22 protein-coding genes are annotated in these 25,468 nt (G+C 42.8%); 12 read left to right on the plus strand and 10 right to left on the minus strand.

Annotation, left to right across the window (positions count from 1 at the left end; translation table 11 throughout):
- Positions 1-19: 19 nt before the first annotated feature.
- The 3 genes from RMY31_RS26860 to RMY31_RS26870 form a co-directional block, all read right to left on the minus strand.
- Complete coding sequence (locus RMY31_RS26860) at positions 20-901, minus strand: TauD/TfdA family dioxygenase (protein WP_322664293.1); 882 nt, start codon at positions 899-901, stop codon at positions 20-22.
- A 232-nt stretch (positions 902-1,133) separates the two neighbouring features.
- Positions 1,134-1,778 carry an NUDIX hydrolase gene (locus RMY31_RS26865; protein WP_322664295.1) on the minus strand — a complete coding sequence of 215 codons (645 nt, stop codon included), beginning with the start codon at positions 1,776-1,778 and terminating at the stop codon, positions 1,134-1,136.
- A gap of 131 nt (positions 1,779-1,909) precedes the next feature.
- Entirely contained in the window at positions 1,910-3,112 is a 1,203-nt protein-coding gene (locus RMY31_RS26870) for a phosphoglycerate kinase (protein WP_322664297.1), read from the minus strand.
- 90 nt (positions 3,113-3,202) lie between these two features.
- On the opposite strand from RMY31_RS26870, the gene RMY31_RS26875 reads away from it, so the two are divergent.
- Positions 3,203-3,610: a universal stress protein gene (locus tag RMY31_RS26875; protein ID WP_322664299.1), complete on the plus strand. Its 408-nt coding sequence runs from the start codon at positions 3,203-3,205 to the stop codon at positions 3,608-3,610.
- Positions 3,611-3,922: 312 nt separating this feature from the next.
- Here the strand turns inward: RMY31_RS26875 and RMY31_RS26880 are convergent, their stop codons facing one another.
- The 3 genes from RMY31_RS26880 to RMY31_RS26890 all read right to left on the minus strand — a co-directional run bounded on the left by RMY31_RS26880 (position 3,923) and on the right by RMY31_RS26890 (position 5,263).
- A complete protein-coding gene (locus RMY31_RS26880; protein ID WP_322664301.1) occupies positions 3,923-4,339 on the minus strand; it encodes a hypothetical protein in 417 nt (138 codons plus the stop codon).
- Positions 4,340-4,761: 422 nt separating this feature from the next.
- Positions 4,762-5,037, minus strand: coding sequence for a hypothetical protein (locus RMY31_RS26885; RefSeq protein ID WP_322664303.1), 276 nt, complete (start codon positions 5,035-5,037; stop codon positions 4,762-4,764).
- Complete coding sequence (locus RMY31_RS26890; protein ID WP_322664305.1) at positions 5,018-5,263, minus strand: hypothetical protein; 246 nt, start codon at positions 5,261-5,263, stop codon at positions 5,018-5,020. Before RMY31_RS26890 ends, RMY31_RS26885 begins: the two co-directional genes overlap by 20 nt.
- A gap of 263 nt (positions 5,264-5,526) precedes the next feature.
- Here RMY31_RS26890 and ndhI point away from each other — a divergent pair, with 263 nt between their 5' ends.
- From ndhI to RMY31_RS26905, 3 genes are all read left to right on the plus strand, one after another.
- The gene (ndhI, locus tag RMY31_RS26895) at positions 5,527-6,126 is read left to right on the plus strand and encodes an NAD(P)H-quinone oxidoreductase subunit I (protein ID WP_322664308.1); all 600 of its coding nucleotides are present in this window, start codon (positions 5,527-5,529) and stop codon (positions 6,124-6,126) included.
- Positions 6,127-6,204: 78 nt separating this feature from the next.
- Positions 6,205-6,822 carry a DUF4142 domain-containing protein gene (locus tag RMY31_RS26900; protein ID WP_322664310.1) on the plus strand — a complete coding sequence of 206 codons (618 nt, stop codon included), beginning with the start codon at positions 6,205-6,207 and terminating at the stop codon, positions 6,820-6,822.
- Positions 6,823-6,836: 14 nt separating this feature from the next.
- Positions 6,837-8,021, plus strand: a complete 1,185-nt coding sequence (locus tag RMY31_RS26905) for an NAD(P)H-quinone oxidoreductase subunit H (protein WP_322664312.1) — start codon at positions 6,837-6,839, stop codon at positions 8,019-8,021.
- Positions 8,022-8,295: 274 nt separating this feature from the next.
- On the opposite strand, the gene RMY31_RS26910 is transcribed toward RMY31_RS26905, so the two are convergent.
- The gene (locus tag RMY31_RS26910; RefSeq protein ID WP_409878544.1) at positions 8,296-9,432 is read right to left on the minus strand and encodes a sulfate ABC transporter substrate-binding protein; all 1,137 of its coding nucleotides are present in this window, start codon (positions 9,430-9,432) and stop codon (positions 8,296-8,298) included.
- Between the two features lie 205 nt (positions 9,433-9,637).
- Complete coding sequence (locus RMY31_RS26915; RefSeq protein ID WP_322664313.1) at positions 9,638-10,033, minus strand: hypothetical protein; 396 nt, start codon at positions 10,031-10,033, stop codon at positions 9,638-9,640.
- Between the two features lie 68 nt (positions 10,034-10,101).
- On the opposite strand from RMY31_RS26915, the gene RMY31_RS26920 reads away from it, so the two are divergent.
- The 5 genes from RMY31_RS26920 (at position 10,102) to RMY31_RS26940 (ending at position 18,011) form a co-directional block, all read left to right on the plus strand.
- Positions 10,102-10,788 (plus strand): response regulator transcription factor, encoded by a 687-nt coding sequence (locus RMY31_RS26920; protein WP_322664315.1) that lies wholly within the window; start codon positions 10,102-10,104, stop codon positions 10,786-10,788.
- An 8-nt stretch (positions 10,789-10,796) separates the two neighbouring features.
- On the plus strand, positions 10,797-12,077 hold the full coding sequence (locus RMY31_RS26925; RefSeq protein ID WP_322664333.1) for a HAMP domain-containing sensor histidine kinase: 1,281 nt from the start codon (positions 10,797-10,799) through the stop codon (positions 12,075-12,077).
- Positions 12,078-12,740: 663 nt separating this feature from the next.
- On the plus strand, positions 12,741-13,082 hold the full coding sequence (locus RMY31_RS26930) for a hypothetical protein (protein ID WP_322664317.1): 342 nt from the start codon (positions 12,741-12,743) through the stop codon (positions 13,080-13,082).
- Between the two features lie 420 nt (positions 13,083-13,502).
- Positions 13,503-13,787, plus strand: a complete 285-nt coding sequence (locus tag RMY31_RS26935; protein WP_322664319.1) for a DUF4278 domain-containing protein — start codon at positions 13,503-13,505, stop codon at positions 13,785-13,787.
- A gap of 195 nt (positions 13,788-13,982) precedes the next feature.
- A complete protein-coding gene (locus RMY31_RS26940) occupies positions 13,983-18,011 on the plus strand; it encodes a DUF2157 domain-containing protein (RefSeq protein WP_322664321.1) in 4,029 nt (1,342 codons plus the stop codon).
- A gap of 63 nt (positions 18,012-18,074) precedes the next feature.
- Here RMY31_RS26940 and RMY31_RS26945 read toward each other — a convergent pair whose 3' ends face one another.
- Positions 18,075-18,611, minus strand: coding sequence for a MarR family winged helix-turn-helix transcriptional regulator (locus RMY31_RS26945; protein ID WP_409878548.1), 537 nt, complete (start codon positions 18,609-18,611; stop codon positions 18,075-18,077).
- Between the two features lie 59 nt (positions 18,612-18,670).
- Between RMY31_RS26945 and RMY31_RS26950 the strand changes: the two genes are divergently transcribed.
- Positions 18,671-19,132: a GNAT family N-acetyltransferase gene (locus tag RMY31_RS26950; protein WP_322664325.1), complete on the plus strand. Its 462-nt coding sequence runs from the start codon at positions 18,671-18,673 to the stop codon at positions 19,130-19,132.
- 79 nt (positions 19,133-19,211) lie between these two features.
- Here the strand turns inward: RMY31_RS26950 and RMY31_RS26955 are convergent, their stop codons facing one another.
- The gene (locus tag RMY31_RS26955; RefSeq protein ID WP_322664335.1) at positions 19,212-21,338 is read right to left on the minus strand and encodes a tetratricopeptide repeat protein; all 2,127 of its coding nucleotides are present in this window, start codon (positions 21,336-21,338) and stop codon (positions 19,212-19,214) included.
- A 185-nt stretch (positions 21,339-21,523) separates the two neighbouring features.
- Between RMY31_RS26955 and RMY31_RS26960 the strand changes: the two genes are divergently transcribed.
- A complete protein-coding gene (locus tag RMY31_RS26960) occupies positions 21,524-22,219 on the plus strand; it encodes a rhomboid family intramembrane serine protease (RefSeq protein WP_322664327.1) in 696 nt (231 codons plus the stop codon).
- 246 nt (positions 22,220-22,465) lie between these two features.
- Positions 22,466-25,039, plus strand: coding sequence for a PAS domain S-box protein (locus tag RMY31_RS26965; protein ID WP_322664329.1), 2,574 nt, complete (start codon positions 22,466-22,468; stop codon positions 25,037-25,039).
- Positions 25,040-25,468: the final 429 nt, after the last annotated feature.

Below are 25,468 nucleotides of genomic sequence, written 5' to 3' on the forward strand. Positions count from 1 at the left end.
TTAAGGATTACCCCTAAATTTATTGATTGGCCACGACCCCTAAACGCAGTGCAATCCGCTGATACTTCGTCGCATCATAAGGTATACCTCTGTGCATCACCTGTGAGTTGTCCCAAAAAACAATATCTCCTGGATGCCAAACATGGGAGTAGACTGGTGTGCTGTCCAGAACAGTCTGAAATAAATCCAGCCAGAAATGTTTTGCTTCTTCTGGTCTATCCTCCATACCAATAGGAATTGCCGTGTCCGAACCTAGGTATAATCCCTTTTTACCAGTGACTTTGTGAGTGGACACAATTGGATGCACTTTCATCGGAATATCTGCTACTACATCACCTTGCTTGGAGAATATTGGTGGCATATGATACATCGAAATCTGCTCTAGCTGCTGCTGATGTTGAGGATCTAGGTTATTGTACGCTTCTAGCATGTCGAGGAATTCAGTAGTGTGAGGTTGCCCATCTATATCTTCCCCAGGCATTTCCACGCCATAGAGCATCACAACATATAGTGCATTCATATCTAGCCCCTCTATGCGTGGGATGCGGTCTTTATCATGATGCCATTCACAGGCATATTTACCCACTGGTTCTTGACCAAGCCCCTTAGGATTACCCAAAATACTCACATGTTGGCTTTGTAGGTCTGGACTGATATCGGGATCTAATGTCTTGGAATAGCCACCAAACATAAGATTACCAAAGGTCTGTCTAGCAAATTCTTCCAACTGTTTTGCACTCAGGTGTTGCTGTCTGACTACGACAACACCGTGTTCCCAAAGTGATTCTTTGAATTCACGTAACTGTATGTCTGTAAGACAAGTAAGATTGCAACCTTGTAGTACTTCAACTCCCAGTCTTGGGTGATGCTGGATTAATTTATCTTGAGTAATTGGAGTCATTTATACACAATTAGTTTTGGAGCAAACAAGTATAGTAAATTAGTGTAGATATTAAAGTGGTTAAGTAGTATCTCACTTAAGAATGATGGCAAGTTGAAATATGTCGTACCTAGGTTATCTCATCAGTTCAGTCTTGCTATAAAAGCAGATTTATAAATAGCGAAGTCGCCGTCATGAACTGCGTACACTAGAACGAATGAAACATTTCTTCCCTTGCTTTTTCAAGTCAGCCCTAATCAAAATCTGTCGCTAAATCTGGATTGCGGTAATACTGGAAAAGTCGGGTGATTTGCGCGGATGTCACACGTCCTAGAGAAAGTTCTGGTAGTGCATTTTCAGAGAAGAAACCCACTTCCTCGGTTTCAATACTTGATGAGGGAGAACCGCCGATCAGTTCGCACTGAAAAAACAGCTTATAGACATAAAACGGAAATGGTGGATGTCCCTGTCTATTTCTGTCATAAACTGCTAGTAATTTGATAGCACGTGTCTGATAGCCCGATTCTTCAAATACTTCTTTCACAACTACTTCACTGGGCGACTCGCCAACATCAGCCCATCCACCAGGTAAAGTCCAGTAACCGTCAGATCGTTCCTTGACTAACAAAATAGTATCATCGCGAAACACTGCACCCCGCACATCTACTTTAGGAGTTGCATATCCTATTTCACGGGCAAATAAATCAAGGATATAGCTGTGTTCGACGTTAGCGTAAGTTGCCATAATTTCGGCTGCAATCGCCCGCAATTGTTTGTAGCGTTCGATATCAAAAGGCCCTTCAGAATAAGTCAGACCATTTTGTGCGTAGATGCGAAGCAGCTTGTCGTCAGACATCGCTTGTAACTTTTGCGTCCATTCCAACCATTTAGGTTGCATATATTTCTTTCAGATCGGGGCTAGGATTGAGGATTGGGTATTAGGCAGTTCTGAGTTATGAGTGAAATTCCCCACTCGAAACTCGGTACTCATTGCTCAGCACTGATTTGTCCCCAGTCCTCAGTCCCTACTTACGCTTCGTCTAAAGCTGCGATACCGGGTAGTACCTTGCCTTCGAGTAACTCCAAGCTAGCGCCGCCGCCTGTGGAGATGTGGCTCATTTGTTCGGCTAAACCGACTTTTTCCACAGCCGCCACAGAGTCGCCGCCGCCGATGATTGTGGTTGTGCCAGTTTTACCGATTTCGGCCAGGGTGCGGGCGATCGCTTCCGTACCAACGGCAAACTTATCAAACTCAAACACACCCATCGGCCCGTTCCAAATCACTGTTTTGGTATCTCCAAGGGCTTCTTGGAATACTTTTACAGAGTCTGGGCCAATATCCAAACCCATACCATCATCAGGGATATTCTCGATGCTGACAGTGGTGGCATTGGCATCGGGAGCAAATTTATCTGCCGAAACAATATCTGTGGGTAGCAAGAAGGTAACACCGCGTTCCTTAGCCTTAGCTTCCAAAGACTTCGCCAGTTCTAGCTTGTCTTCTTCCACCAGAGACTTACCGACATTCAAACCACGGGCTTTGTAGAATGTGAAAATCATCCCACCGCCGATAATTAGCTTGTCGCACTTCTCTAACAGTGTTTCAATCACGCCAATCTTACTGGAGACTTTAGAACCGCCAATAATTGCCGCCAATGGACGTTGAGGATTTTCAATTGCGCTTTGCAGATACTGCAATTCCTTCTCAACCAAATATCCAGCCACAGAAGGACTCAGGAATTTAGTCACACCTTCAGTAGAAGCATGGGCGCGGTGTGCGGTGCCAAAAGCGTCATTTACGTAAAAATCAGCATTAGCTGCCAATTTTTTCGCAAATTCTGGGTCGTTTTTCTCTTCTTCTTTGTAAAAGCGGACATTTTCTAATAGCAGCACTTGGCCATTTTGCAACGCCCCCACTTTGGCAGCAACTTCATCGCCAATAGAGTCATCAGTTTTAATGACTTCCTGCCCCAACAACTCAGAGAGACGCTTAGCAACCGGAGTCAGGCGCAATTTGTCATCCACACCCTTGGGACGACCAAAATGGCTTGCTAGAATTACCTTAGCTCCCTTCTGCGTCAAATCTTGGATGGTTGGCAGAGCAGCGCGAATCCGAGTATCGTCAGTGATGTTACCTTGGTCATCCACAGGCACATTAAAGTCAACCCGCACCAAAGCGCGTTTACCAGATATATCGGCAGCAGATAAACTTGCTAAAGTTTTTTTGGACACAGCCAGACCCTCCTGATTGCCTTTTTGTTATTGTTTTGAAAGTAGAACCATCCAGATTTTACCGGAGTCAGGGGTGCGGAGGTGAGAGAGATGTTCAAGACAGTGTTATTTCCAATCGATCAAAGCCGGGAAGCGCGGGAAGCTGCTGATGTAGTTGCCAACGTTGTCCAAAAGTATAGTAGCCGCTTGGTGCTGCTATCTGTAGTGGAAGAACCACCTCCAGATGCACCTAGTGGAGATCCCATGGTGTCACCAGAGGTAGTTGCCAAACTGCTGGAAAATGCCCGTTCTCTATTTTCTCAGCAAGGGATTCAAGCTGAAGTCTTGGAGAGGCAAGGGAAACCAGCATTTACCATCTGCGATGTCGCTGATGAAATCGGGGCAGATTTAATCATTATGGGTTGTCGGGGACTGGGTTTAACTGAAGAGGGAGCAACTGATAGTGTTACTACCCGCGTGATTAACCTTTCCCCTTGTCCAGTGTTGATTGTGCCTTAGTAGTACTGAGTGCTGAGAAAATTTTAGGGTGCGTTACTTCATTAACGCACGCCTAGAATGGCTTTGACTATTTTTACTCGCTCAGGAGTATAAATTCATTTAATTCTAATACTTGCAATTTGGCGATCGCCCTGAATGTAACGTCATTGGTTAAAAAAGCTCCACAGCCTACTGCTAAAGCTATGACAATCTGAAAAGCATCAAGTAATTGTAGATTATACTTGATTATACTTAGCTATAATTTGCTCTGCATCTATTGCAAGGGTTTCGTTGGCAAATAGCACAAACTCAATATTGTCATTGTCATACCATTTAACGAAATTCTTGCTCGATACCTTCGCCAAAATTAGAGGGCAAGTCTGGAATTTCTCTCCATTGCTGGCTAGGTATATTTTCCAAGATGTTGACATCAGTGTAGATATCCGTCAATTTAATTGATTTGGCAATGTCCAGCATCCTCATAGTGCCGCACTGGTCTTGGATTTTTTCGTGACGTTGTTGACGCACCTTTTGCACTAATACGTCTAAGTTAGCCACTGAAGTATTAAAACTTTGCGAAGATAGAGGGCTAACTTTTTGATATTCCTGGGTGAGCAAGCGAAATAATCGGTTAGATTTAACTGGTCCGTTACCACTGATACTAAACTTCCGGTAAATTCCACTTAGGCGAGTGCGAAAAGCTCCATCAGAGATATGAAGCTCGAGTGCGATCGCCTGACATCCTGCCAATATTTCACCAAAAGCAGTTCTTAAATATGCTATAAAAAATACTACACTCTAATAGTTTTAACTATCAGAGTGTAGCAAAAGTACTTCAATTTTCCTAATTTAAGCCTAGTACTTTAAGCATATATCTGCTGCTCGTACGTGACAGCTTTTATAGTGTCACTTCACAACATACACTTAAGCATTTTAAGCGTTCTAAATAGCCTCTAGGCAATTCAGAGCGCTTCTAGCTATGTTGCAGACTTATGTATTCGGTTGAAAACTGCCTATAAAGACCGCAGAAGATTAGAGGGGGTGATAAAACTCTGACTCCTAACTACTGACAACAAACGCGATTAATCGCGTCTCTACTGACTCTTGTCCTCAAAAACAAAGCCCCTCTGACAAGACTTGTTGAGGGGCGAGGTATGCGGTGTGAATGCACTTTAATTATTTTCAAAACCACGGTAAGACTCTATCAAAAGTAAATTTTTGCGCTTATTTTTAGTTTTGAGTACAGCCAAATAGTTATCGGTGTAGCGAAAAGCGGCTGCACAGTCGTAAGCAGCAATAGATATAGCTTGCAAAAAAACGTTTGGGGGGATTTCAAATCCTAAAAATTTTTCGGTTAAAATCAACAAATCGTTATCTGTTGCAGGTAAAGCAGTCTCTTGTGCCCATTCTGAGTCATCCAAGATATCTTCAATTAACGCTTTGGACATTTAGTACCTCCCCAAAAGCATAAGATGCAAAGCCTGTGATAAAGTTTAGCTGTTGATCGCGACTCCGTAAGTTCTCTGGGAGTTCAGTATCAGGACATCCTATCTCCCTTAAAATACGCAAACAATAAGCACTGAGTTCACTGTATGAAGCTCGCTCCCACTCAAGAGATACCTGTTTTGCCCTCTCTTGGTTAACTCGGATCGCTGGCATTGCAGGGTTAGTCATAAATGCACCCTAATAAACTGGATAATGGCAGTTTTGATCGGAACCACAAGTTAGCGTAACCGTGTTTATGCGGAATTTATTAAGACGGGCAATGGCACTATCAGCGCATTTGCGGTGAGGGAAATTGAGGATTATTGTAAAAAGTTTGTATTTTAACTCACAATTAAACTTAATTATGAAGCCTTTCGTTTGACGGAAGTTACTGCTAACAACAGCTATTACCGTGCTGATTAGTAGCACTGTTAGCTAAGAGTAGTGTACTCATGTTTAACTTTCTCAAACAAGTTGAGGATTATGCCAAACGCACCTTTCAAGCAGGTCGATATATAGGACAAGGACTGGCGGTTACTTTCGATCACATGGGTCGTCGTCCAATTACTGTGCAATATCCTTACGAAAAACTCATTCCCTCTGAACGCTTTCGAGGGCGGATTCATTTTGAATTTGATAAGTGTATCTCTTGTGAAGTTTGTGTTCGAGTCTGTCCAATTAATCTCCCGGTCGTAGATTGGGAATTTAATAAAGAAGTGAGGAAGAAACAACTCAAACATTACAGTATTGACTTTGGAGTTTGTATTTTCTGTGGTAATTGTGTGGAGTTTTGCCCGACAAACTGTCTGTCATTTACTGAAGAATATGACCTTTCTACATACGATCGCCACGAGTTAAACTACGACAATGTGGCGCTGGGAAGAGTACCTTATAAAGTTACCGACGATCCAATGGTGACACCGCTACGAGAATTGGTGTATCTATCTAAAGATGTGTTAGACCCTCACGGACTTCCTCCTGGTTCCGATCGAGTAGGTCGGTTTCCATCTGAGATTTTGAAGCAAGCTCAAGAAGATGATGAGCGTAATTAATAAGAGAACTCTAAAAAATAAATACTCTCGCTTCAAGTTCCAGTCATCAGTCATCGTTTCAATCAAGAGATTAATAAAATGAATTCACAATATCGTAGCCTTACTAAAAAGTTTACCAATTTGATAGGAATTGTTGGGCTTAGTGCCGCGATCGCATTTACTAGCTATTCTCACCTCAATCAAAAAGCAAATGCTCAAATAACACCAAATAATACACCTACTCCAGGGCTGAGAAATCAGCAAACTAATATCAGTGACCTTGACAGACTGTATGTGTTAGAAGCTAGCTGGGGGGGAACAGCAGAAGTACAATTGGCACAACTGGCACTACAAAAGTCTAAAAACAATAACGTTAGGCAGTATGCCCAGCAAATGATCCGGGAGCATACACCTGTGAACCAACAACTAATACAGTTGGCTACCCGAAAAGGAATTACACCGCCTACTGATGTGGGGCCTAAGTATCAAGCCCTAATAGCAAAGCTATCACAACTTTCTGGCTCAAGTTTTGACCAAGCATACAAAAACGAAGCTGGTATGAACTTGCATATGGAATACTTGGCTGTCCAGCGCCGTCAATCACAACTTGGTCAAGATCCAGACCTACGAAGATTTGCTGCCAAAAATATACCAATAGCACAGAAACACTTGCAAATGAGTAGCGATCGCATTTCAACGCCACCCACTCAACGATAAGGAGACAGTGATTTATGCCAAGAGTTGAAACTAGAACGGAACCCATGATAATTAACATGGGTCCTCATCATCCCTCAATGCACGGTGTTTTGAGGTTGATTGTCACATTGGATGGCGAAGATGTCATCGACTGCGAACCAGTGCTTGGCTACCTGCATCGGGGTATGGAAAAAATTGCGGAAAACCGCACCACCCTCATGTATGTCCCCTATGTCAGCCGCTGGGACTATGCCGAAGGAATGTTTAATGAAGCTGTCACAGTTAACGCTGTGGAACAGTTAGCTGGTATCCCAATTCCGAAACGGGCCAGCTACATCCGCGTCATTATGCTAGAACTCAATCGCATTGCCAACCACCTGCTGTGGTTGGGGCCGTTTGCCGCAGATTTAGGTGTCCAAACTCCCTTTTTCTACATTTTCCGGGAACGGGAGATGATTTATGACTTGTGGGAAGCGGCTTCAGGCTACCGCATGGTAAATAATAACTACTTTCGCGTTGGCGGGGTGGCGGCCGATTTGCCCTACGGCTGGGTAACTAAGTGCGAAGAGTTTTGTGATTACTTTCCCAACAAAATCAATGAATACGACCGCTTATTGACTGATAACCCAATATTTCGGGCGCGAACTGAGGGTATTGGGGTCATTGGCCGGGACGAAGCGATTAACTGGGGTCTTTCCGGACCAATGCTACGCGGTTCTAGAGTGATTTGGGACTTGCGGAAGGTTGATCGCTACGAATGCTACGACGATTTTGATTGGGAAGTTTGCTGGGAAACAGGCGGTGATATCCTGGCCCGTTACTTTGTACGGATGCGCGAGATGCGAGAGTCAGTGAAAATTATCCGCCAAGCACTCAAAGGGCTACCTGGCGGCCCTTACGAAAATTTAGAAGCCAAACGTATGGCAGGCGGACGCAAATCAGAATGGGATGCATTTGATTACCAGTACATTGGTAAGAAAGTTGCTCCTACCTTCAAAATTCCTCAAGGAGAAAATTACGTCCGTGTCGAAAGTGGCAAAGGCGAGTTAGGCATTTATCTAATTGGGGATGATAACATCTTTCCTTGGCGTTGGAAAATTCGCACTGCTGATTTCACTAACTTGCAAATCTTACCCTACCTGCTCCAAGGAGTGAAAGTCGCCGACATTGTGGCAATTTTAGGTAGCATTGACGTGATTATGGGTTCAGTCGATCGCTAATTTAGACATAATTGACCATACAATCTTGGTAATTGATGCCTGTGGCTAGGAATTTCGGCGTTGCATAGTTGCGGGATGATTTAGCAACTTCTAAAATTCTCCCCCTGCTTACCCCAATCCATCCCACTGTTATGCAACGCCGGAATTTCTTGTAGCCAGCGCCTATATGAAACTGCGTAGGCGAAGCCCGCCATAGGCATCGCTTTTATCATTTATTTATGGGGATTATTCCTGCCTTTTTCTTAAACTGATATCCAAAAACCTTCCTGAAATTTTAAGATTTCTTAGCTTGAATTTTGTCAAAGATAGCGCCTTCATTAAAGAATTTTTTCTGAATTTCGTCCCATCCTCCTAAATCTTGAGCTTTGAAGAGGGTTTTAATTTTAGGTAAATTGCTTTCCAATTCTTTGGCAATCGTGGTATCAACGCTACGAAATCCTATTTTGGCAAACTCTCGTTGTACTTCTGGGGTGTAAAGAAATTTGATAAATTCTTCTGCAACTTGGCGAGTACCGTGTTTATCAACATTTTTGTCTACAACAGCAACAGGGTTATCAATGGAGATATTTACATCAGGGACGATATAGGAAAATGTCCCACTGTCTTGTGCTGCTGATAGAATCATCTCGTTTTCATAGTTGAGTAAGGCATCGCCTTGACCTTCTTTAAAGAATAGGTCGGTGGCATTCCTAGCGGTTTTAGGCAACACAGGTGCATTTTTATAAACTTTCGAGGTAAAGTCTAATGCTTGATTTTCGTTTCCACCAGTTTTGGTTACGGAACCCCACAGACATAAGAAGTTCCAGCGCGCGCCACCAGATGTTTTCGGGTTAGCTGTCAGTACGTTCACCCCATCTCGTGTTAAATCTGCCCAAGTTTTAATATTTTTGGGATTCCCCTGACGAGTGGCGATCGCACCCACCGATTGGGTAACAATTGCATTATTTGGGGCTTCTTTTTCCCACCCCGGTTGAATAAAACCTGTCTGGACAAGTTTATTAATGTCAAGAGCAAGTGACAGGTGTACTACATCAGCTTCTAAACCATCAATTACATTTAAGGTTTGAGCGCCAGACCCATCATAACTTTGCTTAAAAACGATTTTTTGGTTATGTTCTTTCTGCCACTTTTCTACAAATTTGGGAATAATGCGATCGTATGCAGTGTTGGTAACAGAGAAGGAAACAAAAGTTAGGTTGACATCGCCTCCAGAAGCGGCGCTAGTCTTACCAGCATTATCAACATTGCCTGAAGAACAGGCAGCGATCGCTACACTTAAAATTACTCCAACTAAAAATAGAGATATAAACCATCGCTGCTTTATAGCTTGTAAAGCTTGAACAATATAAGTGCCAACTTGTTTAGTTATGTATTTTTTGAATGCGTATGCATACTGCCGCTTGTTTGTCAAAATTTTCTCCTTAAAATGCGGTAAAACGAGCAAGTTACTGTAGTTTAAAGATATTATAAGGTAGTAGCTAAAAATACTTAATTTTTTATTAACCTAAATTTAAACAAGTTTTAGACATTGCATCTCTATCTAGGCTTGAGACTTTTTTTGGCACAGAGAAAACAAATTCTTCCCTTCTGCCCTCTGCCCCTCTGCGTTTGTGAGGTCAGTTTTCGATGCGATAACGTATTAACTGCTTAACTGCTGTTACTGGTAATCCTAAAGCTTGAGCGATCGCAGCATCAACTTGAGCAAATTCAGTCACAGGGAACTCAAACTCCATCTGCTTTAAAACCGAATCAGCAGTGTAAACTTTGACTTCAGTCAACTTATCTCTGCGCTCAATTAGGGCTTCAATAGACATGACAGCCAGCGAAACTGAGAACTGAATTTGATGTTTGGAGTCGGCGTGGATTTGAGCGGTTGTATCGTAGGTATAGCTTAATACTTGATGCGCGATCAAACCCGTACTCAACCAAAAAAACAGTCCGATTAAAGGTAATGGCAGCCAGAACTCTAATCCTAAGTTAATCAGAAATTGCAGCCAACGGGGTCGAGACATAACATTGAGAAAGCTTGATTATGAATTCATCATAGGAAAATAGAAAGTAAAGTACAGCAATATGATGAATGAGAATCTTACTTGTAGAAGACGATCTCACTCAATTACAACCACTACATGGTGCGCTCTCGAAAGTCGGACATGTTGTAGATGGTGTCGAAGATGGTGAAACAGCTCATTGGTTAATGACAGACAGAGACTATGACCTGTTGATTTTAGACTGGATGTTGCCTAAAGTTAGTGGTATTAGTTTGTGTCAACAGTATCGCCAAGCAGGAAAAACGGCTCCGGTATTGATTCTCACAGCCAAGGATACGATTTTAGATAAAGTGTCTGCTTTAGATGTTGGTGCTGATGACTATCTGGTTAAACCCTTTAATTTGCTCGAACTGTTAGCAAGAGTGCGAGCATTGGGAAGGCGCGCACCGCTCTGGCAAGGTGACACGCTAGAATTAGCCGATTTACAGCTTCATCTCAATACTCTCACGTTACAGCGCCAGGAAGTTACAGTCCAGTTGTCGGGTCGAGAGTTTCAGTTACTAGAATATTTCTTGCGACATCCTAAGCAAGTACTCAGCCACGACCAAATCGAACAAGCACTTTGGGAATGGAATACACAGCCAGATAGTAAAGCAATAACGATGTTAGTGCATCGAGTTCGGCAGCGGCTACAGATGGTAAAAGCAGAAGATTGGCTACAAACCGTTTATGGTATGGGATATCGATTGATTGTCCCGGAATCATGCGATCGCTAATTCCTATCATGTTCAGCCGCAGTCGGCGTAATTTAGCTCGCTGGTTTACGCTCTCAATGGGTAGTATTCTGGTGATTTTTGCAGTAATACTTTATTTTTTAGAAGTTAAAGAGCAATTACGGGCATTTGATCGAGAACTTTACAATACAAGTCGGCTGATGGCAGCTGGCGTTGAAGATGGACTTTACCAAGAACAGCAACGCATTAGCTTGGAAGATGTGCCGATTTTGGGTGGTGAAGCTTTACCTTTTGACAGTGCAATTGTTTATGCTCGCTGGTATACCCCCAAAAAGCAACTACTAGAGTTTTTTGGTGTCACGCCATCGGAGCAGTTGAAAAATAAACTAGGGTTTCAAACAATTGAATCAAGCGATCGCCCCAACGAACAACTGCGTCAGTTAACACTTCCTGTTTTCCAGAATCAACAATTAATCGGCTATCTGGAGATAGCTGCCTCTTTAGCGCCTGTTGAAGAAACTTTATGGTCGCTGCGCCTGTTTTTAATTGTGGGCGTACCCATTGCTTTGAGTGCAATTAGTTTAACCGGTTGGTTCCTTGGTGGCATGGCAATGCAGCCAATTCGCCAATCCTACGAACAATTACAGCGGTTCACAGCTGATGCTTCACACGAATTACGCACACCTCTGACAGCAATTCGTAACAATGCTCAATTTGGCTTGTTGGAACCAATTGACCCTCACCAACAGCAGAGTTCCTTAGAAAATATCGACCAGATTGCTGAATCAATGGGAATGCTGGTAAGCGATTTATTATTCTTAGCTCGACAAGAAGGGCAGTTAGCACCACAGGCACTCAATCTCGTTGATTTGGTGAGTTGGCTCCAGCCGTTAGCAGAGGAATACGCTCACCAAGCAAAGGCAAAAAATTTAGAATTCACGAGCGAATTTCCTCAACAATCAGTGATGTTGAGAATGAATCCAGATTTGATGCGGCAGGCAATTACAAATCTCCTCAGTAATGCCTGCCGTTACACACCATCTGGAGGTATTTGCTTACGAGTTTACCTTCAATCTAGTTGGGCTGTTATCGAAGTAGAAGATAGCGGTATTGGAATTCCAGAGGCAGATTTACCCCATATCTTTGAGCGGTTTTATCGAGTGGATAGCGTGCGATCGCGCTCTTCTGGAGGCTTTGGGTTAGGATTGGCGATCGCCCAGCAAATTGTCCAGATACATGGAGGGCAAATTACCGCCACAAGTCGTTTAGGTGCAGGCTCCACTTTTCAAATCCAGTTGCCCTTCAACCTCATGAAAACTGCACAAGAATGATTTTCAATATAGAACCCGTTAGGTTTAAATCCCCTTGCGGGGTAATAGATGTTTGAAACCTGCTTTAATACTTTTACTAAGAGATTCCAAGGACTGTTTCAATCCCCTTGCGGGGTAATAGATGTGTGAAACCCTTGATATTGAAACTGAATCAGAGCAAGCTTCCTGGGAAGGATTTTGGCAGATCGAAAAAAATGGTCATTTAACCGGGTAATAGTGGCTTTACAAATGCGTAGGCGTAGCCCGTCGTAGACATCGCTACAGACTTGTGTTCTCAACCAACGGACTTGTGTTCTCAACCAACAGACTTGTATTCTCAACCAACGGACTTGTGTTCTCAACCAACGGACTTGTGTTCTCAACCAACGGACTTGTGTTCTCAACCAACGGACTTGTGTTCTCAACCAACAGACTTGTGTTCTCAACCAACAGACTTGTATTCTCAACCAACGGACTTGTGTTCTCAACCAATCATTATGCACATAATAGCCAATTTGTATAGTGCGTAAGTCATAGTTAAAAATTTCAAGCTATTAGTATAACCTGTATTGCAATCTCAACCAGCGACTGATAATTGAATCGGGAGTTGTTACTTTCTTGTTACTTTTATCCGGCAATCTAAAAATAGGAGTAAGTTACACATCAGATTGGAGGTCTTAACAAATGAAATTCAATCCTATGCCTAGCATTGTCCTGACTGCCTTGGCTGCATTGCTAATTCCTTTGGAAGTAGGAGCGCAGAAAGCATCAACCCAAATTAGCAATTTGCCCAATGCTCGTGTCACCACTATTTCTGGTCAAGTTACTAAGCTATTAGACGATAAATTCATTCTCAATGATGGTAAGGGACAAATCATTGTTGAGGCCGAACCTAGTTTAGGACAACCTATTAATCTCTCGATAGGAGAAAAAGTCACCGTAGTTGGCAACTATGACGACAATGAATTCAATGCCCTTAGTATTACTCGTGCCAACGGTGAAACTGTTCAAATTCTTGACGATTAAATTTCGTTCCATAAACCTAATAGGACTTACGCAAAAAAATTCGGCGTTGCATAACAGTGGGATGAATTGGGGTAAGCAGGGGAGGCAGGGGATGCAGGGGAAGCAGGGGGAGAATTTTAGAAGTTGCTAAATCATCCCGCAACTATGCAACGCCAAAACTCCTTCTTTAAGACTGGGTGCAAGGATGTATAGGAAAGCGCTGAGTCACCGAAGTTTGCCTGGAGGGAGACCCTCCTTGCAACTTCTCGCTGGGTAAAAATCCATTTGCTTGGCGGCTTTGAGCAATCAACACTGTCCTAACCTATATGATTACGGCTGTAAAGGTTAAAAAACTTACATCTAATACTCTAATCCTCTAACCCAGAGCTTTGATTTTTCGTTTCCCTGCGTAAGTCCTAAGCAGGTAGAGAGGCGAAAATTATGCAACTTTATTATCGCAGTCAAAGCTACAAATACGACCCAAGCAAGGTTGAAAGCAGGAAAATAGAACAGCCTTTTCAACCAATTCGCAGATTTGGAAGAGCTTATAATTTGATGTATCGTGGAGTTACATATCGTGTCAATCCCCGTGCAAAATCAGCTAAATTTCCTGTGTCACCAGTAGCCTATAAATTGATTTACAGGGGAATAATCTATTTTGTGAATAGAACTGCACAAGGAGAAGTTACGATAGTTACTCAACTAGCCAGCACTTCAAAAGCTTAAATCTTACTACGACTTTAGAGTGAAGTGGTTTGAGGAGAAACGCCACTGCAACAACTGTAGGTAGCTTGAAATACTTAACTGCGTGGAATGTCGGCTAAAAATTAACATTAGTCAGCCTTACAAGTGGCACAATTAGAGCCAAAATATACTTTAATCTAACCATGATTTTAAGTATATACTTACGCTCTGCGGCTTATGTCATCGCCACTTGACCGTTCTTTAAAAATTGAACTCAAGCTGCCATCCTTCCATCCTCAGTTATTGGAAGGATTGGAAATATGGCTGCGCTTAGGTTTGATATCCGATGCCCAAGTTAGGCAGCTATGCCGCGAGTACCTTGTCTGTGCGGTGGTATTGCAAGTTCAGACTGAACCCGAACAACAGGTAGCGTTCGCCACTTCTAATTCCGTTCAACAGTTGCCTGTAGCGATGTTGCGTGGAACGTCTATAGGCAAACCACCAAAACCAGCTAAACCTAACTTTGTAGCCACAATGTTGCAGTCATTGGGTGCAGAATTGAGTGTCCGCTGGCTGCTATTTTTAGGAGTATTTCTGGTAGTTGTGTCTTCTGGGGTGCTGGCTGCTAGTCAGTGGGAGAAATTTCCTGCCTCTGGACAGTATGGAGTTTTATTTGCTTATACTTTAAGTTTTTGGGGTTTAAGCTTCTGGGCGGGTAGGCAAAATAACCTCAGATTGACAACTCAGACATTGTTGATTGTTGCCTTATTGCTAGTTCCGGTCAATTTTTGGGCAATGGATAGCTTTCGCTTGTGGCAAAATCCTTTGGATTGGTTGACAGTAGCGATCGCATCCCCAATTCTGACATTGGTTACAGTTTTAACGTGCAACAATCGCACATTTACTAATTTACAAACTGGGAAGTTACCTCTAATAAATATTTTGGGGTTGAGTTATTTACATTGGGGTTGGAAAATACCGGGATTACCCTTAATCGCCGTTTATCTGGCAATGATTGGCACTACCATCATTACTGTTTATCTGAATCAAGATATGGGGAGGCGCGGCGATGGGAGGATGCGGGGAGATTTTAATGAAAATGAATTATATAGAACTGATAGAACTTCTGAAAATCAAAGCGAACAGCGTTTTGGATTGGGTATAAGTTTGTATGCTGTCGTAATTGTCTATGGCCTTTTAGCACTGCTGGCGCGGGCAATTTTCGTGGCTCAAGTAGATGTTACTCAGTTAGGGCTAGCTATTGGTATTTGCGGCTGGCTGATAACTTGGTTAGCACAACGAGGAGGCAGAAGGCAGGAGGCAGAGGAAGATGAAGGAAATAATCAATCCCCAGTCCCCAATCCCCAGTCCCCAATCCCCAGTCGCCAGTCACCAATCCCCACTCCCCAATTACCTTGGCAACTCTTCGGGGGTATTTTACTATTCCTTGGTTGGTTGGTGGCGGTAATCAATCATCCTGGGCAAGCAATAGCTGTGAGTGGGTTGAGCTTGTGGTTTGTGGGCGATCGCTTGCAGAGGTATAGTTTAAAAGCTGACTTGGCAGCAGTTTTTCTCATAGGCTTACAAACAATTTGGCTGGGTTGGCGGTTAGTGCCATCAGCAATACAAGCAGCAGCGATCGCAATTGCCACTAAACTCACAGTTGCTCAAAATGAACCTTGGGCATTACTGAGTGTTGCTTTATTTCCCTACCTAATTTTGATGGTGGCACTCACAGATCGTCTTTATCGCGCCCAAAAACAAGAATTAGCTAAGTTTAGCGACTTGCTCGTTCTGCTGTTTGGCACTTTTTTAACAACACTGACTGTCGTAAATCCCACATTGCGATCGCTAAATCTCCTATTTTCTACAATTACTCTGGCAGTCATCACCAAACGCCGTTCCCCCTCCTCTGCTCCCCCTGCTCTCTTCACTCACACTATGGGAGTGCTGACGTTTTGCTCAATAATTGATTGGCTATTGCCAAGTTTGACTCTGCCAATTTGGGCAAGCATTTTGTTAGCCCTGATGGTGGCAGAATGGATATTTAGCCTTGGCAATGGCATCTGGCAACGTAGTGCATGGTACATCGGTATCGCGCTTGCCGTTGTCAGTTTTGCTCTATTGTGGGCAAATGTCGAATTATCTTGGACTGGAGTTGCTCGTAACCAAACACATTGGGGAATGATTTGGCTAATTACGCCTTTAACTCTCACAGTTTTAGCCAGTCGCACGACTGCACAGCGCCGCACTACCAGCAGTTACTTGAGTATCTTGGCTGTAACTATGGCACAGGCACTAACTTTACCTTTACCAGGAACCAGATTAATTGGTTTGGGTGTGGCTACATCTGTGACGTTCGTTAATACACGTTACTTGCGAAACCAAGCAAGTGCGGGAATTACGCTTGGTTACGGGTTGAGTTTCATAGTTGCGTTGCTGTGGGAAGGCGTTCCAGGTTTACCACGCCTTACAGTAGCAGGTTGGTTACTTGTTGGAGCGATCGCTATTTTCAGTTTATGGTTGGGGCGAACAGCATTGATGCGGCAAAGTAATGAATTAGCAGCTATCTATGCAGTAGCATTTGATAAATGGGCGATCGCCTTGTGCGGCATTGAGTTGTTAGCTATGACGCTGCACTCTGTATTAATTTACCAAGGAGTGATTGCACCTGGATTATTTTACTTAATAGCCACTGCCGTTACCTTGGGAGCGATCGCTTACCGTAGTTGGGAAGAACCTACAGATTGGGCATTTTATAGTATCGGTTGGTGTTTGGAACTCCTAATCGCCGAGGTTTTGGGATTTGGGGAACGTTCGATTATTAAAATAGCGATCGCCAATATCGCTTTGGGTTTAATCGCGCAACTAGTGGGTGAGTGGTGGCGGGGACGCTACCAATTAGAAAGGCTTCCTAGCAGTTTCCACGTTTTGCCATTACTCTATGCTGCATTCAGTGTGCTGCTGCGGCTGAATACCTTTACCGAGTGGACGGGTTTGTGTTCTCTAGGTGTAGCGTTAATTATTATTGGTGTGGGGCGACGCAGAGATGCCTTCAAACCGCTGCTGTATTTAGGCATCATTGGCATATCAATTTCTGCTTACGAACTTTTGTTATATCAAATGGCACAAGCATCGGGGGGAGGATTAGGTGATGGTTTAATTGCCATGTCAGCCCTCGGCACAAGCATCATGTATGCTTATCGCATCCTTTCCCCTTGGCTGGTAGGCTACTTACGCCTTACCCCCGAAGAGTTGCAAGGTATCGCCCATCTCCACTGGGCTTGGAGTAGCTGGTTATTAATGACTGCTATTGCCTTTCCCATTCAAGTTAACCGTTTGCTGGGATTAGGAACAGGCGTACTTTTGATTAGATATGCCATTTTTCAGGGACGGCGATCGCCTGCTGACCCTGTACCCGATTCTTCGCGCATCTTTGGTAGAATCACAATTCAAGAAATGTGGGTTTACCTCGGCTTATTAGAGGTAGCCGGGATGAGAATTTATTGGCGCGAGACAGCGGTAGGAAAATTTTTACTAGGGCCTTTAGTTCCTTGGAATGGTGCGATCGCTTGTGTAGTCGCCTATTTTTTGTATGTCCTACCTTGGGAAAATTGGGGTTGGTCTAAAAGACCTTGGCAAATAGCCGCATACATTATCCCACTGATAATTTTATGGGAAACTAAATTGCAAGTTTATCCCGTTACTTTGATACTGGCGGCTGGATATTACATATTCTTAGCAGTTAGCGAAAATATCCGTTTTACCTATATCAGCGTGGCGTTGATTGATTGGGCACTTTGCCGGTGGCTTGTTGATTTAGGTCTAACCGATACCTTGTGGTATGTATCATTAATTGGATTATCACTGCTGTATATTGCTCAAGTAGATCCTCAATTGCAGCTGCCAGAATATAAAGCAGCTCGCCACAGTTTAAGAATGCTAGCTAGCGGTGTAATTTGTGGATGGGCAATTTTATTTCATCAAAACACAGCTGTCATACCGGGAATTTTTAGCCTCATCGCCATTTTTGCCGGATTAGCTTTACGAATCCGGGCTTTTCTCTACATTGGCACAGCCACTTTTTTCATTACTAGTATTTACCAATTAGTGATTTTTAGCTTACGTTACCCGTTTTTAAAATGGGTTGTAGGTTTATTAGTTGGTATTACATTAATTTACGTTGCTGCTAATTTTGAAACTCGGCGCACTCAACTCAATTCTCTACTTCGCAACACCAGCGATGAATTTCAAGGATGGGAATAATAATTCGTAATTCGTAATTCGTAATTCGTAATTGAGATATACGTCAATCTGCATTCGCCCTCATTAAGTCAATTCGCTGTAACGTCTACCTACTGGACAATTCAAACAGTTTGTTTCATCACATAAACGGCAGATAGTTAAGGCACTATCTTTCGTTTTTGTCAGGGAAAACAAGATTTGGTTACTGATGCGGCACAAATGCAGGCGGTCTTTTGGGGATAGGCAAGCGATCGCCTCCTCAAGTGCCTTTAGGCGCGCTTGATGCATCTTGCTCACCAAAGCTTCCCCTTCTTGGGTCAATTTCAGCTCCACGGCTCTGCGATCGACTGAGGAGCGTTCCCGGAGAATCAATCCTTGTTTCTCTAGCCGCTCTACCAGCCGCACTGCACCTGGATGCGACATCCCAAGGGTGCGGCGCAATTGTTCAATCGGTATCCTAGGTGCATGTCTGACCAAGCAAAGAGCTTCAGCCGCCGGCCCCGCATCATCGATCGTTTGCTCTACCGACTGGGCGATTGAATCTGTCAAGGCAAGGGCCAAAGCTCCCACTACATTTGCTAGGTTAGTGTTTTCCATTCCTAAATTATATGCGTCATGCATATTGACATCAAGCAAATCTGGTAGTTAATATATGCGTCATGCATATATTGAAGTTCTCTATGATACGACCTGCAAAACCCGAAGATACAGCGGCGCTGATTGCCGTAGCTAACACAATTGGTTTCGAGCCGAACGAACTTGAGTATCTGGACAAAATGCTGGCTGACTACTTCGGTGGCAACACCGACAGCAATTGTTTCTGGATAACCGACGACGATGACGAAGACGGGCCGGTGGGAGTGGCCTACTGCGAGCCTGAACGAATGACCGATGGGACGTGGAACCTACAATTAATCGCCATTCGCTCAGACTGCCAAGGACAAGGACGCGGTGGAAAACTGCTGCGCTACGTTGAAGAAACTTTAAAGGCGCGGGGTGGGCGAATGCTACTGGTGGAAACGTTAGCAAGCTTCGAGCGCACGCGGAAGTTCTACGCGAAGTGCGGCTTCGAGGAGGAAGCTTGCATCCGAGACTTCTACACGGCAGGCGCTGATAAGATTGTGTTTCGTAAAGTGTTATAGCAGGGAATAGGGAATAGGCTTGAAAGCCGCTTAGTGTCTTTGTTTAATGCTCAGGTCTTGTCTTAAATAGTATAAACTCTTAGCGTTCGGGGTTTTCTGGCGTGGAATTAGGACTTGGTAAGGTGGGAACGATTACAGGCTTTGAATTTTCACTCTGTAGTTGAATTTGCGCTTCGTTACGGGCATTAATGGCTTGTTGGTAATCTGGCTTATATTTAATTGCTTTGTCATAAGATGCGATCGCATCCTTATAACGTTTCAAATTCAAGAAAGCATTGCCTCTGCTGTACCAAGTTTCGTAAGAGTCTGGTTGATAACGAACTGCTTTATTATATGATGCGATCGCTGCTTCGTATTTCTGTAAATTAAATTGGGAATTTCCCATGTTATACCAAACTTGATAATCTTTCGGATCTATTGCCGCCGCTTTACTATAAGATTGCACAGCTTCTTCATAGCGTTGAGTTTGATGCAACGCCCAGCCCTGATTATACCAAGCTTGATAGTTGTTTGGATTGTATTTAATGACTTGGTTAAATGATTCAATTGCTTCTGGATAGCGTCGTAATGTAACGAGAACATTACCTCTAGACAACCAACCTAGATAATATTGTGGCTCATATTGCACCGCTTTATCATAAGCTACGAAAGCATCTTCGTAGCGGTTTAAATTTACTAAAGCATTACCCTGATTATACCAAGCTTGCTCAAAATCTGGTTTAATTCCCAGAGCTTTATCATATGCTGCGATCGCATCTTCATACTGTTGTAAATTATGCAGTGCTAATCCTTTGCGATACCAAGAGTCGTAATAATCGGGTTTAAATTCTATCGCTTTATCATAAGACTTAATTGCGTTGTCATATTGCTTTAAACTACTATAAACTTCGCCTTTAGCATTCCAGACTTCCGGATAGTCATTATGTAATTTTAAAGCTTTGTCAAAAGAAGCGATCGCTTCTGAATATCGCTGTAAATTTTGTAAAGCAAAACCTCTACCGCTCCACGCTTCTACATACTCTGGCTGATTTTGTATTGCTTTATCGTAAGCGGATAATGCTTCTTTATATCGTTTTAATGCAAATAATGTTTTCCCTTGACCGTTCCATCCTTGAGCATAATCTGGTCTAACATCAACTGCTTTTTGATAAGCTGTTAGTGCATCTTGATAGCGTTGTAGTTCAAAAAGTGTATTGCCTTGTTTAGATAACTCTGTAGCATTGTTAGCATTGATACTGTTAACAACAAATATAGACGCTACCCCACTGGCTCCAATTAAAAATATTGCTAATAATAGCTTGATTAATAATCCCTTTTTGTGTTTACTGCCTTGATAATTTTTTACTGGCAAAGAAGGAGACAAGGCGATAGTACCAGATGCTGGCTGCGTCAACTCTTTCAGCGCTTGTAGAGCAGCGGTTGCTGAAAGATAACGTTCCCGAAAATCATAACACACCATTTTGTCTAAAAGTTGAGCAAATTCTGGTGATACTGTAGTGTGTTTTTGCCAAATAATTTCATTTGTTTCGGCATCTTTTTCTAGTTGTTCAGGGGATAATCCAGTCAATGCTTGAATAGCAATTATGCCCAGAGCATAGATATCACTGCTATATTTTGGCGTACCTTGAGCTTGTTCTCCTGGGATATATCCCGGAGTGCCTATAGCAACAGTAGATTTGGTTTGACCTTCAGGAGTAATCACCTGGGTAGTAATTTGTTTAACTGCCCCAAAATCAATTAAAAATAACTTGCCATCTTCCTGTCGTCTGAGTAAATTTCGCGGGTTAATATCGCGGTGAATTACTTTTTGTTGATGGACAAATTCTAAAATTTCTAATATTTCTTGTAACAGCAAAATCACCTGAATTTGACTGAAGGTTTTTCCTGGAACTAATTCTTTACTCAAGTCATACCCTTCGATGAATTCCTGTACAAGATAAAATTCGGCGTTTTCCTCAAAGTAAGCTAAAAGTTGTGGGATGCGATCGTGAGTACCTAATTTGTACAGCACTTGTGCTTCTGTATCAAATAACCGTCTAGCTGTTTCTAAAGTTACCGGATCGCTTGCTTGAGGCTTGAGTTTCTTGACAACACATTGAGGAACTCCGGGTAAGTGAGTATCAGAAGCGACAAAAGTTTCACCAAATCCCCCACCTCCCAAGTGGCTAATAATTTGGTATCTTCCAACAAGTGTGTTTCCTAACATCTCGTTTACCCAGTTGAGTTCATTGCGATCTGTTTCCAATCTTGCCACAGGTTTGGGGGGAGATGGGGGGATGGGAGAGCTGGGGAGGCTGGGGAGGAAAGTAAAGATAAAACTTCTAACTCTTGTACAGACGCGATTAATCGCGTCTCTACTCAGCACTCTTTAACAACTGACAATTAACTTTCATGATTCCTATTAGTGATAACATTCGCACTCGTAGTAAGCCAATTATTAATTATTGGTTGATTGGCATTAATATTGCCGTATTCTTATGGGAACTCAAACTAGAACTGAGTGGGGAATTAGGTTATTTTGTTAGTAGTTGGGGTATAATTCCCGCTCAGATTAATGGGGCAATTACAAATGCATTATTTAATCCAGCAGCTTGGATAGTTGTTTTCTGGCGTTTATTTTCACTGCTGTTTGGGATGTTTCTCCATGGCAGTTTTAGTCAAATTTTGGGAAATCTGCTATTTTTATGGGTCTTTGGCAAAACTGTAGAAAATTTTCTAGGCACTAGACAATATCTAACATTATACTTGGCTGCTGGTATCTTGACAGGTATAGCACAAATTCTAGTTGAACCAAATTTGACAGTACCAATAATTGGAGCGAATGGGGCGATCGCAGCTATTATAGGCGCATACGTCATGAAGTTTCCCCAAACTAAAATTGATACTATTTTACCGCTGATAATCGTCTATATCCCTATTGAGTTGCCAGCTTTTTTCTATGTCTTTTGGTGGTTTATTCAACAGCTGTTTTACGGGATCGGCAGTTTAAATATTCCTCCTGCTGGTGTAAATGCACCTAGTATTGCCTACTGGACTCAGCTTATTGGATTATTTATTGGTATGGCTTTCATACGTCTCAAGAGATAATGTCGCATACCTTGCATCTGGTTATTGACAGTCAACAATTGATTAGTTACTGATACATTTAAAAAGCGTAAATGCACGAAATATTATCCTAAGATATAGATATAATTGAAAATTTTATGCCTTTTGGATGAAATTTGTGTATATCTCGCGAGAGATTGAATTTTTTATTTAAAAACTTCATACTCAATCAGACATATGGAGCGCATACCACTTAAGATGGTATTGTTTATTATGGGTTAATTGCAGATGCCAGACGTTGATAAAACTATCTGTGAACTTACTAATGAGTTAGCAACTCTACGACAGCGTGTTGCCGAGTTAGAGCAATCAGAAATACAGTATCAGCGAAGGCAAGCAATCCTAGAACAGCAAATTACTGAATTAAATGCGAAACTAGCAACCAAAGACGAAAATCTTAATCTTCAAGTTGCTGGATGTGATGCAGAGCGACAACAGGTAAAAGTAGCTCTACGGGAAAGTGAAGAACAGCTGAGGCTAGCGCTAGATGCTGCCCACATGGGTCTTTGGGACTGGAATATCATTACCAATAAAGTTATTTGGTCGGAAAATCATGAACTGCTCTTTGGCTTAGTACCAGGAAGTTTTGCAGGTACTTTTGGGGCGTTTCTCAGTTGCGTTCATCCAGAAGACAGGCAATCTGTAATCCAAGTTATCACCCATGCTTTAGAAGAAAAAACTGACTACAGCGATGAATTTCGTGTTGTGTGGTCAGATGAAAGTGTACATTGGATTTTCGCCAAGGGACAATTTTTCTATGATGAGCAGAGACAGGCGGTGCGGATGATTGGGGTTTGTATGGACATTACAGACCGCAAGCAGGCAACAGAAAGCACGCGCCAATTGACGACTAAGGTTCAAGAACAGGCATATATTTTAAATGCTATCCTCGCCGCATCTGTCGATCGTATTTTTATTTTTAATCACCTAGGTTGCTATCAGTATGTTAGTCATGGTGGAGCCGCCATGCTAGGCTGCAAACACGAGGATGTTATTGGTAAGACTGTGCGAGAACTGGATTTACCCCCAGACTTTATAGATCGAGTAGAAAATCAACGCCAAGCTGTGATGGCAACTGGGGAGCCAATCAGGGATGAGTGGGAATGTATCTTAGCAGATGAGACGCATCACTATGAATATATCCTTACCCCATTGCGAAATTTTGACCGAATTGATGGTGTGATTACTATCTCTCGCGATATTACAGAACACAAACGGGTAGAACAGTCATTACGCGAGAGCGAAGCTAAATTTCGTCGCTTGTTTGAGTCCAATTTGGTCGGAGTGGCTTTTTGGTCTGTGGATGGCATCATTACCGATGCCAATGATGCTTACTTACAACTAGCAGGCTACACTCGTGATGAGTTTGCCGCCTTGGGGAAAATAAATTGGAGACAACTTACCCCTTTAGAGTATGAGCATTTGGACGATCGCGCACTCGCAGAAGTGAAAGCAACAGGTGTTTCCCGGATTTATGAAAAAGAGTACGTCCACCGCAACGGTAAGCGAGTGCCGATTGTGCTGGGGGTAGCACTACTCAATGATTCCCAAGAAAATGGAGTTGCCATTGTACTGGACATTTCTGAACGCAAACGAGCTGAACAAGAACGCAATCGCTTGCTTCAAGCAGAACGTTCAGCACGAAAAGAAGCAGAAAGTGCCAACCGAATTAAAGATGAGTTTTTAGCCGTTCTCTCCCACGAACTGCGAACCCCACTCAATCCGATTATGGGTTGGTCGAAATTGCTACGCTCTCGTAAATTTGATGCCCCAACTACTAATCGTGCCCTGGAAACTATAGAACGTAACGCCAAATTACAAACTCAATTAATCGAAGATTTATTGGATGTATCTCGCATCCTCCAAGGAAAATTGAGCCTAAACATTTGTCCCGTCAGCTTAGTAATGGTGCTAGAAGCAGCAATCGAGACAGTGCGACTAGCAGCAGAAGCCAAGTCGATTAAAATTAAAACCATAATTGACCCTTCTTTGGGGCAAGTTATGGGCGACCCGAATCGGCTTCAGCAAGTCATTTGGAATCTACTATCCAATGCAGTCAAGTTCACACCAACACGAGGACAAGTAGAAATTCGAGTAGCAGAAGTTGATTACCAAGCTCAAATTCAAGTCAGCGATACAGGTAAAGGAATTACACCAGAATTTCTACCTTATGTATTCGATTACTTTCGTCAGGCTGATGGCACAACTACTCGCAAATTTGGTGGACTAGGTTTAGGACTAGCGATTGTGCGTCAGGTTGTGGAACTGCATGGGGGAACAGTTCAAGCAGAAAGTCTAGGAGAAGGATTAGGTGCAACCTTCACTGTCAGGCTACCACTGTTGCTCAGAAGCGAACAGGTCAGAGGTGAGGAGAAAGAACCTGTACCTTTTACACCTCAACCCCGACTGCTGGCAGATATGCAAATTCTCATAGTGGACGATGAACCAGATATCCGAGACTTAGTATCCTTTATTCTGCAAGAGTATGGCGTGCAAGTCACTGCCGTAGCATCAGCAAAAGAGGCACTGCAATCGCTGTCTGAGTCAATACCAGATGTTTTAATCAGTGATATTGGGATGCCAGAAATAGACGGTTATATGCTGATGCGGCAAGTGAGACAACGATCGCCCCAACAGGGAGGACAAGTACCAGCGATCGCCCTGACAGCTTACGCCGGAGAAATTAATCAGCAGCAAGCACTGGCATCAGGATTTCACTTACATGTATCCAAACCAGTAGATCCAGAGGTGTTGGTGAAAGCGATCGCCAGTTTGACTAACGCAGAGCAATCAACTAAGTAGCCCAATTGAGAGAGTGGGGAAGCAGGGGGAGCAAGAAAAGCGATTTGTATTAGGAATTTCGTGAAATAGTAATACCATTTCCCAAAAATAATGATACAGATCCAAACCCAGAAACCTAGACTAAATGGGACTTTCTTAATTACGAATTACGAATTACGAATTACGAATTGTATAAGTAGCTGGACAAAAATATTTACTGTCATTGCGAACAAAGTGAAGCAATCCCAAACCCTTGCGATTGCTTCGTTTCACTTCGTTGCACTCGCAATGACATTGTGTAATTAATTCCTTGAGTTTGGACTAATTGGCATTTAGCAGCAATGAATAGAAGGCAAGAGAAAGTTACTCAACTTCTTTTAGAGGCTGAGTTAAGTTGAATAGTTGAAAAAGAAGTAGAAACTAAGCAGCAGTTAGGTCAGCGTTCTTAAG

Source organism: Dendronalium sp. ChiSLP03b, from assembly GCF_034531165.2.
GTDB classification, from domain to species: Bacteria; Cyanobacteriota; Cyanobacteriia; order Cyanobacteriales; family Nostocaceae; genus Dendronalium; species Dendronalium minutum.

Coding starts and splice junctions, on each gene's coding strand:
- RMY31_RS26955 (WP_322664335.1), bottom strand. CDS start 21,338: ATGTTAGGAAACACACTTGTTGGAAGATACCAAATTATTAGCCACTTG.
- RMY31_RS26945 (WP_409878548.1), bottom strand. CDS start 18,611: ATGCATGACGCATATAATTTAGGAATGGAAAACACTAACCTAGCAAAT.
- RMY31_RS26900 (WP_322664310.1), top strand. CDS start 6,205: ATGAATTCACAATATCGTAGCCTTACTAAAAAGTTTACCAATTTGATA.
- RMY31_RS26905 (WP_322664312.1), top strand. CDS start 6,837: ATGCCAAGAGTTGAAACTAGAACGGAACCCATGATAATTAACATGGGT.
- RMY31_RS26885 (WP_322664303.1), bottom strand. CDS start 5,037: ATGTCCAAAGCGTTAATTGAAGATATCTTGGATGACTCAGAATGGGCA.
- RMY31_RS26860 (WP_322664293.1), bottom strand. CDS start 901: ATGACTCCAATTACTCAAGATAAATTAATCCAGCATCACCCAAGACTG.
- RMY31_RS26920 (WP_322664315.1), top strand. CDS start 10,102: ATGAGAATCTTACTTGTAGAAGACGATCTCACTCAATTACAACCACTA.
- RMY31_RS26960 (WP_322664327.1), top strand. CDS start 21,524: ATGATTCCTATTAGTGATAACATTCGCACTCGTAGTAAGCCAATTATT.
- RMY31_RS26935 (WP_322664319.1), top strand. CDS start 13,503: ATGCAACTTTATTATCGCAGTCAAAGCTACAAATACGACCCAAGCAAG.
- ndhI (WP_322664308.1), top strand. CDS start 5,527: ATGTTTAACTTTCTCAAACAAGTTGAGGATTATGCCAAACGCACCTTT.
- RMY31_RS26930 (WP_322664317.1), top strand. CDS start 12,741: ATGAAATTCAATCCTATGCCTAGCATTGTCCTGACTGCCTTGGCTGCA.
- RMY31_RS26965 (WP_322664329.1), top strand. CDS start 22,466: ATGCCAGACGTTGATAAAACTATCTGTGAACTTACTAATGAGTTAGCA.
- RMY31_RS26925 (WP_322664333.1), top strand. CDS start 10,797: ATGTTCAGCCGCAGTCGGCGTAATTTAGCTCGCTGGTTTACGCTCTCA.
- RMY31_RS26890 (WP_322664305.1), bottom strand. CDS start 5,263: ATGACTAACCCTGCAATGCCAGCGATCCGAGTTAACCAAGAGAGGGCA.
- RMY31_RS26875 (WP_322664299.1), top strand. CDS start 3,203: ATGTTCAAGACAGTGTTATTTCCAATCGATCAAAGCCGGGAAGCGCGG.
- RMY31_RS26865 (WP_322664295.1), bottom strand. CDS start 1,778: ATGCAACCTAAATGGTTGGAATGGACGCAAAAGTTACAAGCGATGTCT.
- RMY31_RS26940 (WP_322664321.1), top strand. CDS start 13,983: ATGTCATCGCCACTTGACCGTTCTTTAAAAATTGAACTCAAGCTGCCA.
- RMY31_RS26950 (WP_322664325.1), top strand. CDS start 18,671: ATGATACGACCTGCAAAACCCGAAGATACAGCGGCGCTGATTGCCGTA.
- RMY31_RS26915 (WP_322664313.1), bottom strand. CDS start 10,033: ATGTCTCGACCCCGTTGGCTGCAATTTCTGATTAACTTAGGATTAGAG.